Consider the following 13,606-nt stretch of genomic DNA (forward strand, 5'->3'; position numbering starts at 1 on the left):
CGGCGCTCGGAACGCGGGCCGTTCGCGGCCGGAATCAGTCTCTGGACGCGGTGTGAATCGGCTAGCTGAACCGGGTCGATCCGGCCACGAGACTCAAATAGCGCCTTTACGAAACTGTAGTAGGCGTATACAGCTAATGAATAACCTGCTATTGGGGAGGGTGTCGACCGACAGATCGTCGAATACCAGCAGGTCAGACGAGGGCTCGCCGGTGATCGATAATGGCGAGTAAATCGATTCCTCCCATCGATCGCGTCACGGACGCGTTCTTCGCGCTCGACTCGGGCTACCGGTTCACGTACATCAACGAACGGGCCCAGGCGCTTCTCAAACGCTCCCGTGGCGAGCTGATCGGCCGCGTCATGTGGGACGAACTGCCGCGGACGATCGAGACCCAGTTCCCGGACGGATTCTATCGGGCGATGGACGAACAGATTCCCGTCTCCTTCGAGGTCTATCACACGCGTCTGGAAACGTGGTTCGAAGCCCGCGCGTACCCCTCCGAGGACGGGCTCTCCGTGTTCATGCGAGATATCACCGAACGGAAAGATCGGGAAACCAAACTCGCGCAGAACGCCGCCGTCGTCGAGTCGATTCGGGATGGGGTCGTCGTCCTCGACAACGGGAACCGGATCGTCGCGGTCAACGAAGCGATCGAAGCCAACTTCGGCATCGGCCGTTCGGAGTTGCTCGGCGAACACGTCGAATCGCTCCCCCAGTTAGCCTCGATCGACGACGAGCACAGCCTCGAGATCGGTCAGGCCATCGACGACGTCTCCGTCGGTGCCGCCGAATTCCGCGAACTCGAGATCCCATTTACCGATCGCCACGGGAACGAGCGCATCACCGAACTTCGATTGGTCCCGATCGAGGACGACCGAGCGAACATCGCGGGTATCATCCGCGACGTGACCAAACAGCGGACGCACGAGCAGATAATCGAGTCGCTGCACGAACTCACCCGCTGGCTGTTCCAGTCCGAAGACCCCGACGAGATCTGTTCGATCGCGGTCCACGCCGGCAGCGACCTCCTCGAGTTGCCGATCAGCGGCGTCTGGTTACTCGACGATACGCAGGGCTATCTGGATCCGGTCGCTGGAACGGCCAAGGCCCACGACGAATTCGGCGGTCTCCCGCGATTTCGGCCAGGAGAGGGGCTCGTCTGGGATGTCTACGAATCCGGCGAATCGGAGTATTACGAGGACCTGACCGAAGTCGAGGACCTGTACAACCCGTCGACGCCGATTCGGTCGGAGATCATTGCCCCCATCGGCACCCACGGCGTGCTCATGACCGGCTCGTTCGAACCGAACCGGTTCGACGAGACCGACGTCGATCTCGTTTCGACGCTCGTCGAGAACGCAAACGTCGCGCTCGACCGCGCCGAACAGGACCAACTCCTCCGCAAGCGGACGGATCAACTCGAGCAGCAGACCCAACGGCTCGAAGCCGTTGCGAACGTGCTGTCGAATGATCTCAAAGAGCAGATCCAGACGATTTCGGATGCGCTCGAGATCGACGATGAAGCAACTGACGACTCGATTTCGGTTTCGGACGAATCGGTCGAAACGACGCTCGTCCGGACCGAACGGCTGGTCGACGACGTTCGAGAGTTCGCCCGCAACTCCCGGAGCGTCCGGACCCGTTCCCCCATCGATTTCGGGACGGCCATCGAGACAGCCGTCGCGCGATCCGAGCTCGACGGAACGGCACTCGAGGTCGAGACCGTCGCGACGCTCAGAGCTGACGAAGATCGGTTCGTTCGGCTTCTCGAGATCGTCTTCGACGACGTAGCAGCCCGCTGTACGGGCGAGACGACCGTCAAGATCGGAACGATCGACAAAGAGGAGGGGGGCCGTGGGTTTTTCATCGCCGACGACGCCGAGACCGGCTCGAGCGGTCCGCACGATCGATTATCCGATCCGACCGGTTCGGACGATCTAGCGCTGCCCGGACTGGGGCTGGTGCTGGCTCGCGTGATCGCAGAAGCACACGACTGGACCGTCGAAACCACCGAGAGCGGAGACGGAACGCGGATCGAGTTCCACGATATCACGACTCTTGACGTAATCAAAGCGTAGCACGGACTCGAAATTTTGACGCCGATTCTGCCAGTTACTCGAGCTCTCGTTCGATCGTGGAGCGGAGCTTTCGAACCCTCGTCGCGTCGACCTCGAGCGTCCGCTCGTCGGTTTCGATCCTGACGACCCCTTCGTCGGTTGGGGTTCCGATCGACACGATCGGCGTTTCGTCGGGGAACGCGTCGCGAACGCTTTCAGGATCTGTTGTCTGGACCAATGCGCGACCCGGTTGTTCGTGAAAGAGCGCACCCGACGGATCGTCGCTCGAGATCTCCACCTCGAGTCCGACGTCCTGTGACGCCATCTCGGCGAGTGCTACCGCGAGTCCGCCGTGGCTCACGTCGTGGACGGCGCGGGTCGCGTCGTCGTCGGCGACGGCCGCAAGCGCTTCGATGAACGACTCCGGCGATTCGGGGAGCGTCGGGAACCGGTCGCTTCCCGAGGACTGGGCGAGATACTCGGAGCCGCCGAGGCGGTACGAATCCGAATCCATCGCGAGGTCGCCAACGAGCAACACTTCTCCCTCGGGAGCGGCCTCGAGCGGCGGCGCGTCGTAGCCGGCTTTCGTGCCGACGACCGCCAGCGTCGGTGTCGGCGGAATCGGGCCGGCGACCGAATCGTTGTACAGCGAGACGTTCCCGCCCACGACGGGAATCGAAAGGGTCGAACACATCTCTGCGAGGCCGTCGACGATCCGTTTGAAGCCGCCGTACACTTCTGGCTTCTCCGGGTTTCCGCCGTTGAGACAGTCGACCGCAGCCAGCGGCGTTGCGCCCTTGGCCGCGAGATTCGTCGCGTTCTCGAGGGCGATCGCCTTCGCCCCCTCGAGCGGGGCCGCGGCGGTCCAGTTCGGCGCAGCGCCCGATGAGATCGCGAGCCCAGTTTCACACTCTCTGATGGCCATCACCGCCGCGTCGTCGCCCGGCGGGACGCTCGTCCGAACGCCGACCTCGTGGTCGTACTGCTCGTAAACCCACCGTTTCGACGCCGTGCTCGGACTCGAGACGACCGCTTCGAACGCCGTCTCGAGGTCGACCGATGGACGGTCGACCGACGGTCGTGGGGGCGCTTCGACGGGGAGGTCGTTCATCGGCGCGCCGTCCCCGAGGAAGGAGGCGTCCACGTCGACGACGGTGTCTCCGGAGAAATTACAGACGTAGTTCCCGTCGGTGACCTCGCCGATCACCGAACAGCCGAGGTCGAATCGCTCGGCGATTTCGGTCACGCGGTCGACGTTCTCCGGTTCGACCTCGTAACACATTCGTTCCTGAGATTCGGCGAGGAGGATCTCGAGTGCGTTCATGTTCGGCTCGCGCTGGTGCACCCGCTCGAGGTCGATCCGCGCGCCGAGGCCACCCTTGGCGACGAGTTCGCTCGATGCGCCGCCGAGACCGGCGGCACCTAAATCCCGCGCTGATTCGATCAGATTCTCCTCGACGAGGACTTCGTTGGCCTCGATGAGCAGCTTTTCGGCGTACGGATCGCCCACCTGAACGGCGGGTCTGTCCTCGGTCTCTGCGTCCTCAGCTAGATCCTCGCTCGCGAAACTCGCGCCGCCGAGGCCGTCCCGGCCGGTCGCGTTCCCGACGAGGACGAGTTTGTTACCCGGCTGCTGGGCCTCCGCGGTGACGAGGCGGTCCTCGGTGAGCAGGCCGACGCAGGCGACGTTGACCAGCGGGTTCCCCTCGTACTCTGGGTGAAAATCGACGCTGCCGGCGACGGTGGGGACGCCGATGCAGTTACCGTAGTGGCTGATTCCCTCGACCACGCCGTCGAACAGATATTGGGAGTGTTCGCGGTCGAACTCGCCGAAGTAAAGCGAGTCGGCGAGCGCGATCGGGTACGCACCCATCGAGAGCGTATCGCGGACGATTCCGCCGACGCCGGTCGCCGCGCCGTCGAACGGATCGACGTAGGAGGGGTGGTTGTGACTCTCGATTCCCATCGTAATGTAAGTCGAGTCGCCGGCGTCTTTGCCCTCGCTTTCACCTTCGCTCTCGCCCCCACGTTCGGTTCTATCGTCGCTGTTCGTCCCCGCATCGCCGTGTGACGGCAGCTCGACGACCGCCGCGTCGTCTCCGGGACCGACGACGACCTGTTCGCCCTCGCTCTCGAACGCGGACAGCAACGGTCTCGAGGACCGATACGCACAGTGTTCACTCCAGAGGTTCTCGAACAGCGCCGCCTCGGCCGGCGTGGGATCGCGACCCAGTTCCTCGACGACGAGTTCGCGGTCCGAATCGGCAAGACTCATTCATCCCCATGTTGAAAGCGACCCGGTAAATGGATTTCCATATCCACGTTCGTGTATATCAATCGCGTCCGTTCGTGACTGCGTGCCGAACGACGAGCAACTGCGAGCGGATCAACGATCGTCTCAGCCGCGACGGCGTACCGAGGTGCTTTTGATCAGTCGGTCTAAAGGTCAACCCGTGCTGTCGGTCGAACTTCACACCCACTCGTCGCTGTCGTACGACGGTCGAGACCCGGTCGACCTCATCCTCGAGCAGGCCGCCGCCGTCGACCTCGATGCGATCGCGATCACGGACCACGACGAACTCGACGCGAGCCTCGAGGCCGCCCGCCGAGCGCCGGAATACGACCTGGTCGGCATTCCAGGTATCGAAATCTCGAGCAAAGCGGGCCACGTCCTCGGGCTCGGCGTCGAGGAAGCCGTCCCGCCCGGACTCTCTTACGGCGAGACGCTCGAGGCGATTCGATCTCAGGGTGGAATCGCGGTCGTCCCCCACCCGTTTCAGGAATCGCGCCACGGAGTAATGGCGCGAATCACGCGCGAGGAACTCGCCGAAGCCGACGCGATCGAGGTCTACAACTCGCGGTTGCTGACGGGCCGCGCCAATCGACAGGCCGAACGGTTCGCCGACGACCACGACCTGCCGATGACCGCGGGGAGCGACGCCCACATCAGCGAGATGGTCGGGCAGGCGGTGACGCGCGTGGACACCGATCAGCGGTCGGTCGAGTCGATCCTCGAGGCGATCGGCGAGGGGAAGACCTCCGTCGAGGGCAAGCGGACCCCCTGGCACATCAGCTTTCGCCAGGCCGCGGGCGGCGTCACGCGTCGCGTGCGGAAAGGCATCGGTACACTCTTTCAATGACGATCCGCGGAACCGACCCCGCGACCGTGCGAGCCGCCATCGAGGATCGAGACCCGCTTCCCGGAACCGCAGGATTCGCCGGCGCGATCGACGACCGCCTCGTCCGGGACGTGCTCGGACGCGTTCCGCTCTTCATCGAGGGAGCGCCGAACTCGCTCGAGGCCGGCGAGCCAGAACCGGATCGACCCACGCGGTGGGCGTTCGATCCGACCGAACTCCGTTCTCCCGAACTCGTTCCGGCCGGTTCCGTCAGCACGTCGCCTGATGGCCGGGAAACGGAACGCGTCTGGGAGCTTCCCGATCCGACCCCAGCGGACGATCACGACACCGCTCTCGAGGCCCTCTCGAGGGGGATCCAGAACGCGGTCTCGACCATGGAAACCGACAACGCGGCCGTCGCGTTCTCGGGCGGCGTCGATTCCGCGCTGGTCGCGGAACTGCTCGATGCCCCGCTGTACGTGGTCGGCTTTCCGGACAGCCACGACGTCGAAGCAGCCCGGACGGCAGCGGCGGCGATGGATCGGGACCTCACCGTCGTCGAACTCGAGCCGGCCGATCTCGAGCGCGCCGTCCCCAAAGTCGCTCGCGCGACCGGACGGACGAACGCGATGGACGTCCAGATCGCGCTCGGGCTGTATCTCGTCGCCGAGCGGGTCGCCGAAGACGGGTTCGACAGGCTCGCGGTCGGGCAAGGCGCCGACGAACTGTTCGGCGGCTACGAAAAGGTCGTCCGTCTCGATCACCGCGTTGCGGCCGAAACGGTTCGCGGAGCCGTGCGCGAAAGCATCGCGACGCTCCCGGCCCAGTTACCCCGCGACGTATGCGCGATCACCGCCGCGGGAGTCGATCCCGTCGCCCCACTGCTGCACGACGACGTCGTCGACGCGGCACTTGGACTCCCGGAGGGGCTCCTCGCCGACGACCAGATGCGAAAGAAGGGATTCAGGACCGTTGCCGCCGACTACGTCCCGCGAGAAATCGCCTACCGGGACAAAAAGGCCGTCCAGTACGGCAGTCTGATCGCCCGAGAACTCGACCGACTCGCGAGACAGGCCGGCTACAAACGTCGCATGGACGACCACGTCACGAAGTATATCGAATCGCTGCTCGAGGAGAGCACACTCGAGTAGGCCGGTACAAGCGGATCAAAAGCGGGCTACTCGTCGACTGCTTACTCGTCCGTTTCGGTTGGTACCGCGCTCGCGGTCTGTTCGCCGCGGAAGTCGGATACTTTGCGCCGGTTTATCTCGCCGATCCGATCCGCGGCGGCACCGACGAGCTCGTCGATCTGTTCGTAAACGTCGCTGTCTTCGTCTTTTGCGACGGCTCCTTCTCCTCCGTCTGCACCGAAATCGGGGTGCATCGGGATCCGGTTGAGGATCGGGATGTCGAAGTCGTCGACGATTTTGTCGACTCCCTTACCCTGATCGCCGAACAGTTCGTGTTCGTCGTCGCAACTCGGACAGATGAACGAACTCATGTTCTCGACGACGCCGACGATCGGCGTGTCGTGTTTCTGGAACATGTTGATTCCTTTCCGCGTGTCCTCGAGTGCCATCTCCTGTGGCGTCGTGACGACGATCGCTCCGTTGACCGGCATCGACTGCAACAGGTTCAGCGAGGCGTCGCCGGTCCCCGGCGGCAGGTCGACGATGAGGTAATCGAGACGGCCCCACTCGACGCCCTCGAGGAACTTCATCATGAACTTGTTGACCATCGGTCCGCGGAGAATCGCCGGGTCGTCCTCGTCTTCCATCATGAATCCCATGCTCATGACGCGAACGCCGTCCGAACGGGGCGGCACAAGGTCCTCGTTCGGCATTACGCCCGGTTCGCTCTCGACCGGTAAAATCCGCGGAACGTTCGGGCCGTGAATGTCCGCGTCGAGCAGGCCGACCATCGCGCCGCGGGCCTCGAGTCCAGCGGCGATGTTGGCCGCGACCGTCGTCTTGCCGACGCCGCCTTTCCCCGAGGAAACGGCGATCACGTTTCGAACATCCGGTAAGACTTCGTCGTCGAACCCCATCGCGCCGCTGACCTGACCCTGCAGGTTCGCCTCGAGTCCCTCTTCGGCCAGGACTTCCCGAATCTCGTTGCCGATATCCATCTCCGCCGGGGCGTACGGCGCGTTAAAAGCGAGCGAGATGTTCGCGGTTCCGTCCTCGATCGAGAGGTCGTTGACGAGACCGAGCGAAACGATCCCCTCGCCGATCATCGGATCCTCGATACCCTCGAGTTTGATCTTGAGTTCGTGTTCTGTAATACTCATGGTATCTTTCGGTGTTGTGCGAATTGAGGGCATCGAGCGGGATACGTGTACTGGTTCGGGGTGATTCAATAGGGTGACTCGAGCACGCAGGCTCCGCGCGAATCGAGTCAAACGAGCGCTAAAAGCAAAACGATCGAAACGAAAAACGGTTCGGCGTTTCTTACGGACCGGGCGCGCCGATCGGTTCGGGCAGGCCGCCGTAGAAGAGCACGCCGATGATCATCGTGAGGACGAACATCCCGCCCCACATCATAGTGGTGATGCCGACGAGGTAGGACACGCCGAGCAGTTGGGACTTGATGTTGCGCGGTTCGCCGACGAACCAGGCGATGAGCATCACGTAGATGGGAACCAGAATGAGAGCGAAGATAACCCAGGTCCCCTCGTTGACGAACCCGGTGAATCCGCCGGTTCCATCGTAGCCGTGATAGAGCAGGGTCGAAAGCGCCGTCGAAGCTAGACTCATGCTTTCACCTCCTGCTCGGTGGCCGCAGTTGGTTCGTCGTGTTCGTGGTCCTCATTGAGATGTTCGATCGCGTGTAGTTCCACGACTGGAACCATCTTCGACAGCGAGAGGAAGAACAACACGACCATGCCGATGGTGCCGACCAGCGAGAGCCACTCGATGACACTCGGGAAGTACTCGCCCGGCGTCGCCGCGTAGATGTGGAAGGTCGGGTGCAAGAATCCCTCGACGACGAACAGCAGTTTCTCGAGGAACGTTCCGGTCAGCACTGCGAGGCCGGCGACGATGGCCCGCGGCTTGCTAAACAGCGACGGGCGAATCGCCTGTGCGAAGATGTACGCAAGCGTCGCCGAGACAAGCCCCATCGAAACCAGATAGACCGGGTGGCCGATTTTGGCATCGGTCGCGGCCGAGTTGACGGATGGGCCGAGGAACGAGCCGTTGACCACCTGCTGGACCTGCAGCCACAGGAACAGCAGACAGAAGAAGCCGAGCCACAGGAGCAGTCCGCGGAAGATGTCGTCGGTGAAGATGTGCTCCCAGTCGTACGCGCGACGGAAGGCGTACGCGATGAGGATGACGCCGCTGATCGCCGAGGTCAGTGCGATGGTAAGGAACTGTGGCCCCTGAACCGCGCCGGTCCAGGCGGGCATCGCCGGAAGCACCGAGAACAGCCACGGGATAACGCCACCGTGAAGCAAGAGTGGTGCCATGATGATGACCGCCAGTGCGAGCCACCAGACCATCTGTTCGATGACCTCGTCTTCTTTCTCCGTGTAGCCGAGCGTCATCATCTTGTACACCGGTTCGAGGTAATCAGGTAACTGATCGCGGAGTCGGTGAATGTCGTATCGAAGCGTCAATCCGAGGTAGGTCGCCGTCATCACGAAGTAGGCCGTGATGACAGTCACGTCCCACACGAGCGGCGAGTTGTTGACCGTGATGTGGAAGTGACCGAGGACGCTCGTGACCATCCGGTCCGGACGACCCATGTGAACCAGAATGTAGAATCCCGCGGCCGAGAGGCCGGCGAGGGTCAGCATTTCTGCGAGGCGGGCGACCGGCAGATACCGGTCCATACCGAGGAGTCGAACGGCGGCCGAGAGGATGATCCCGCCGTGTGCGATCCCGACCCACCAGATGAACGCGCCGATGTACAGTCCCCAGGTGGAGCCGCCACCGGAGCCCCAGTCGCCGAGGCCGGTGACGATCAGTCCCTGCTGGAGCTGATACGCCCACGCGACGAGAAAGGCACCGAGCGCGAGCGCTGAGACGCCGTACAGGACGACGTACTTCCTCGTGAACGTATTGATCGGTCGAAGGATGTCCTCTTCTGAGGGCGTCTTGGTGCTCATAGGGACACCCCAAAGTCACCGACGGTCCCCTCGTCAAGGACGTCCTTGCGGTTGTCGACGAGTTCGATCTCAGAGCCGTCAGCACGTTCAACACTTATATCGCTGTACGCGACAGGTGTCTCAGTCTGGTGGGCATTTGGACCGGGTTCGTTCCCGAAGTAGACGACGTTCGGGTTGGTCCCGATGTCCTCGAGCAGTTTGAAGTTCGAAGACGGCGAACCGGCGTAGTCTTCGAGCGCTCCCTGCGCGTCGTCTTCGTTGCCTCCCTCGAACTCCTCGTCCTCGCCGGGTTCGCTGGCGAGTTCGAGTTCGACGAGGACTTCCTGACTGTCGAGATCGAGGCCGTGCTCTTCGAGCACGTCAAAGACTTCGATGATCGACTCTTCGTACTGAACGGAATCAGCGTCGTCCTCACCGAAGTTTTCGGTGACGATTTCCGCTGCTTTCATGACGGTAAGCAGTTCTTCGGTGAGGTCTTCGGAGGCCTCGAGAACCGACTGAAGGTCAGAATCTGCTCCAGAGAGTGCATCCTCGAGATCCGAGGTCGATGGGAGACTGCTGTCGATCTCGACGAGAGCGCGACCTCTGGCTGCATTGTCGATATATCGCTGTGGGTCACTGGTCTCGCGTTTCATGTCGCCGAATTGGATCGCATCGGGCGGACAGGCGTCCTCGCAGGCCGACGTTCCGACCTTCTCCTCGCCGCTGAAGCCATCCTGGCGGGAGGGGCACATAGTACACTTGCTCATTACGCCACGGGGGGCGCGACTGTCGACCCAGCGACCTCGGTCGTCATGCATGTGATCGCCGTCCATCTCCGAGTGATCGTCTGCGATCGCCTCTGCAGAAACGTCCGGTTCGTCCCATTGGAAGTAGTTGACGCCGTACGGACAGGCAACCTGACAGTACCGGCAGCCGATACAGACGTCGTAGTCGGTCAGAACCAGTCCGTCTCTGTCCCGCGTGTGGCGAGCGGTCGTCGGACAGACTTTCTCACACGGGGCGTCGGTACAGTGTTGGCACGGTCGGACGAGCCGGTTTCGGCTGCTGTCCGGACCGCCGTCCTCGTACTCGAGGACGTACATCCAGTTGACTCCCTGATCGAGGTTGTTTTCCTCCGTACAGGCCTCGACACAGGAGAGACACCCGTCACAGCGCTCCAGATCGATCGTCATCCCCCACTGGACGTCGCCCTGTTCGGTGGTTTCCGTTCCGCCTGCTTCGGCCGCGCTGACGCTCGGTTCGTCGCCGCCTTGCATGGAACCCCACGCACCGATACCGATGGCGGCGCCGGCCCCCATCTTCTTCATAACGCCTCGGCGGCTGTCTTCGCCGTCGCCGCCGAGTCCTTTCAGCATCTCGGCGAAGCCGCCGGCGTTCTTTTTGGCCTCCTCGAAGGCTGCTTCCGTCGGCCGGTCGTCCTGGCCGAACTCTTCCATCATGTCCTCGTGGTACTTCTCGTGGAAGTCGGCCTCCGAGAGTTCGCCCTTGGTGACCCGCATCGCGTCCTGGGCCATTTTCATACCGAGGTCCGTGTCGTACTCGGTATCGTCGAGCATATCTTCGAGGTCGTTCTCCCATTCCTGTCCGAGCGGGTGGAACGACTCGTCGTCTGCGCTCATCGGATTAGAACACCTCCGGTGTGGCTGTTGAATTCACGTGCGTTAAACATGTTTGCACGCAATCATATTTGGTCATTTGTGGAACCTCTACACCGTCTTCACCACTAGATCTGTTTCAAGTGTCGAGCCGATTTCCAGCGCTCGAGAATTGGTGCGAATATATTCGTGTATTTATAAGCTACTCCGGGACGTTCGTCGGTAATTGATTATTGCACGATTGATAACAATTGCGCATGCTGCGCCGCTCCAACGGGAAATTAACTCGGAGCGATCGACTCCCGCGTATTCGTACTCTCTTCGACGCGCGATAGATCATCGACGAACCGTTTGACGACCGTCTCTTCTGCTCGATGAAGCGTCTCACTGCAGGTCGATTTTGCGATGTCCAGATGACCGGCAAGTTCGGTCAACGAACACCGGCGCGGCGTGTCGTAGTACCCTTCTTCGACGGCTGCAACCACGACCTCGAGCTGGCGTTCGGATAACAGTTGGCGGTCGCGCGACTCCTCTCGAACCGTTTCGATCCGGTACTGGATGCCGAATTGCTCGAGTTGATTCGCGAGTCCCGCGAGTCGTTGGCGCGTTCCCGTCACGTCGATCGTCGCCATCCCGTTTTGTATATCGACCGGCAATTCGATCGGCATTCCCGAGTCGCGCGACGAAAACAAAAGCAACGGACTCGTCGTTTCGAAGTGAATCGTCGCGTCGTTCTCGCCGCGGTCGATCGTCGAGAGTTCCGTGATCTGTTCGTGTTCGCTCATCGACTCTACGACACCGGCCACGTCGGGTCCGGTGACCTCCACGAGTGCGAATCCGGAGCTCGAGCCGGGAACGGCCGCGAGGACGCGAAACGTCGAATCGGGGTGTGCGGTCGACACCTGCTGGATCCATACCTGCTCCGGCAGCGTAATTGCGAGTGTTGCCTGTGCCATGATACCCGTTCTCTTGTAGGTCAGGACTCCGCCTACCAATATGTTCCTCCCGTTGCAACCAACTGGGAATGATCGAAAGGGCGACCGCAGACGCCCGTTTCCAGCACCCTCGGGTTTGGGGCGGCCGGGTCAGGCTCACCGAGGGCAGCCATGATTTGCACTCTACTGAAAAAGCGCGGAGCGATTGCGAAATCACCCCTATCACTATTAATCAATGGGACTACATTATTCACAGACATGCGAGTCCAGTCTCGAGTTCGAACAATCGAACTACTGGTAGCGGTCGCACCTATCGTGACGATCATCGCCATTTTCGGTAGTCCGCCTGAGCTACTCTCTAAAATAGGAGAGACACCGCTTGGATCGGCGGCTATCGGCGGTTCGATTTGGGCTTTCCCGCCAGTACTAAGCGCCTTTGCCCTCTGTCGCGTGTACGTCACTGAACGGAGTATCAGCTCTGTGGTTATCGGCGGGCTGGGTGTTGTGACGCTCGGTCTTTTCCTGCTCAATGTTCGGACCGTGATCGTCACACCGGACATAACGTCGCCCGAGACAGGGATGTTCGTTGGTCCACTAATTGCTCTGTTCACCGGGTGTTTGCTGGGTGCAGCAATACTGATTGGGGAAGCTATAAACTGAGTATCTGAGAGTGTCATACACTCCCTCACAAGGCTTCATTTCGATCTCATCGAACAGAAATAGTTGCTCAGTATACATCCGTGCTATCCGTTTACGCTTCGACCCAAAACCAGAGGACACCGATCGAAGCATATACAATGCCGAAACCGGCGAAAATCAGATCATCATTCATAATACCGAATACAGTCTGTGTACTTCCCAACCCGACCATCGCAGCCCCAATGAGACGCTGTACACGTTCTCGTTCCATTCGTTTTGAGGAATATACTGCAGATATACATATTTCTACTGTACTGAGCGATGCGTGCTTCGCCTGTACTAAGCGATTGGTTGATCGGGTATACCACTGTTCTATGACGGCCTAAAATACGTGACAGAACCCACCCAAGAATCCGAGGGTTCGGCGATGAATACTGAAGAAGGACAGCTACGAGAGACATACCAGTTTCACACAGAACAGCCGTTATCGGCGAGATCGGGTTCGGTAACCACCGTTACCGTTATGCGAGGGGGTCCTGAAGCCATCACATGGATATCTACACCGGCCGGGGAGACGACGGGCAGACCGACCTTCGAACGATGGACAGGGTGTCGAAGGCGAGCCACCGCATCGAGGCCTACGGCACGGTCGACGAACTGAACGCCGTCATCGGAACGACTCGGCCCACCGAGTACGACGACCTCGAGGCGAGACTCCGCGAGATTCAAAACCATCTCCACATCGTCCAGGCCGATTTCGCGAATCCCGACCCCGACGAGGACGACCCGAAAATCGAGGCCGAACACGTCGAGCGACTCGAGTCCTGGATCGACGAGTACGACGACGAACTCGAAGCTCTGACTTCGTTCATCCTCCCGAGCGGCGGCGACCTCGGGAGCAGCCTTCACTACGCGCGGACGATCTGTCGCCGGGCGGAGCGACGTGCCGTCGCGCTCGCCGGTGAAGAAGAGGTAAACGAGACCGCCGTCACGTACCTCAATCGCCTCTCCGACGCGCTCTTCGTCTTCGGCCGCGTCGCCAATGCTCGAGATGGGATTCCCGAAGAGAGCCCCACCTACTGAGGACCCGCTGTCGCGCTCGGAGAGGACTGAGTCGACAGGAACGCTCTCGAGAACGATAGCA

The 13,606-nt window shown here is 61.3% G+C and carries 11 protein-coding genes; 5 read left to right on the plus strand and 6 right to left on the minus strand.

Going from position 1 to position 13,606, the window contains the following annotated elements:
* Positions 1 to 221 precede the first annotated feature (221 nt).
* The gene (locus HALLA_RS06270; RefSeq protein WP_049952581.1) at positions 222 to 2,081 is read left to right on the plus strand and encodes a PAS domain-containing sensor histidine kinase; all 1,860 of its coding nucleotides are present in this window, start codon (positions 222 to 224) and stop codon (positions 2,079 to 2,081) included.
* Between the two features lie 34 nt (positions 2,082 to 2,115).
* On the opposite strand, the gene purL is transcribed toward HALLA_RS06270, so the two are convergent.
* On the minus strand, positions 2,116 to 4,335 hold the full coding sequence (purL, locus tag HALLA_RS06275; protein ID WP_049952582.1) for a phosphoribosylformylglycinamidine synthase subunit PurL: 2,220 nt from the start codon (positions 4,333 to 4,335) through the stop codon (positions 2,116 to 2,118).
* A gap of 178 nt (positions 4,336 to 4,513) precedes the next feature.
* On the opposite strand from purL, the gene HALLA_RS06280 reads away from it, so the two are divergent.
* Positions 4,514 to 5,200, plus strand: coding sequence for a PHP domain-containing protein (locus tag HALLA_RS06280; RefSeq protein WP_049952583.1), 687 nt, complete (start codon positions 4,514 to 4,516; stop codon positions 5,198 to 5,200).
* On the plus strand, positions 5,197 to 6,330 hold the full coding sequence (locus tag HALLA_RS06285; protein WP_049952584.1) for an asparagine synthase C-terminal domain-containing protein: 1,134 nt from the start codon (positions 5,197 to 5,199) through the stop codon (positions 6,328 to 6,330). Before HALLA_RS06280 ends, HALLA_RS06285 begins: the two co-directional genes overlap by 4 nt.
* Positions 6,331 to 6,371: 41 nt before the next feature.
* On the opposite strand, the gene HALLA_RS06290 is transcribed toward HALLA_RS06285, so the two are convergent.
* From HALLA_RS06290 to HALLA_RS06310, 5 genes are all read right to left on the minus strand, one after another.
* On the minus strand, positions 6,372 to 7,469 hold the full coding sequence (locus tag HALLA_RS06290) for an Mrp/NBP35 family ATP-binding protein (RefSeq protein WP_049952585.1): 1,098 nt from the start codon (positions 7,467 to 7,469) through the stop codon (positions 6,372 to 6,374).
* A 160-nt stretch (positions 7,470 to 7,629) separates the two neighbouring features.
* Positions 7,630 to 7,935, minus strand: a complete 306-nt coding sequence (locus HALLA_RS06295; RefSeq protein WP_049952586.1) for a hypothetical protein — start codon at positions 7,933 to 7,935, stop codon at positions 7,630 to 7,632.
* A complete protein-coding gene (gene nrfD, locus HALLA_RS06300; RefSeq protein WP_049952587.1) occupies positions 7,932 to 9,290 on the minus strand; it encodes an NrfD/PsrC family molybdoenzyme membrane anchor subunit in 1,359 nt (452 codons plus the stop codon). The genes HALLA_RS06295 and nrfD overlap by 4 nt, the downstream gene beginning before the upstream one ends.
* Entirely contained in the window at positions 9,287 to 10,912 is a 1,626-nt protein-coding gene (locus HALLA_RS06305; RefSeq protein ID WP_049952588.1) for a 4Fe-4S ferredoxin N-terminal domain-containing protein, read from the minus strand. Before HALLA_RS06305 ends, nrfD begins: the two co-directional genes overlap by 4 nt.
* A gap of 257 nt (positions 10,913 to 11,169) precedes the next feature.
* Positions 11,170 to 11,844, minus strand: a complete 675-nt coding sequence (locus HALLA_RS06310; protein ID WP_049952589.1) for a helix-turn-helix domain-containing protein — start codon at positions 11,842 to 11,844, stop codon at positions 11,170 to 11,172.
* 294 nt (positions 11,845 to 12,138) lie between these two features.
* Here HALLA_RS06310 and HALLA_RS06315 point away from each other — a divergent pair, with 294 nt between their 5' ends.
* Positions 12,139 to 12,483 (plus strand): hypothetical protein, encoded by a 345-nt coding sequence (locus tag HALLA_RS06315; protein ID WP_197540032.1) that lies wholly within the window; start codon positions 12,139 to 12,141, stop codon positions 12,481 to 12,483.
* A gap of 528 nt (positions 12,484 to 13,011) precedes the next feature.
* A complete protein-coding gene (locus HALLA_RS06320) occupies positions 13,012 to 13,545 on the plus strand; it encodes a cob(I)yrinic acid a,c-diamide adenosyltransferase (RefSeq protein WP_049952591.1) in 534 nt (177 codons plus the stop codon).
* The last annotated feature ends 61 nt before the right edge of the window (positions 13,546 to 13,606 follow it).

The sequence above is a fragment of the Halostagnicola larsenii XH-48 genome (assembly GCF_000517625.1).
Lineage (GTDB): Archaea > Halobacteriota > Halobacteria > Halobacteriales > Natrialbaceae > Halostagnicola > Halostagnicola larsenii.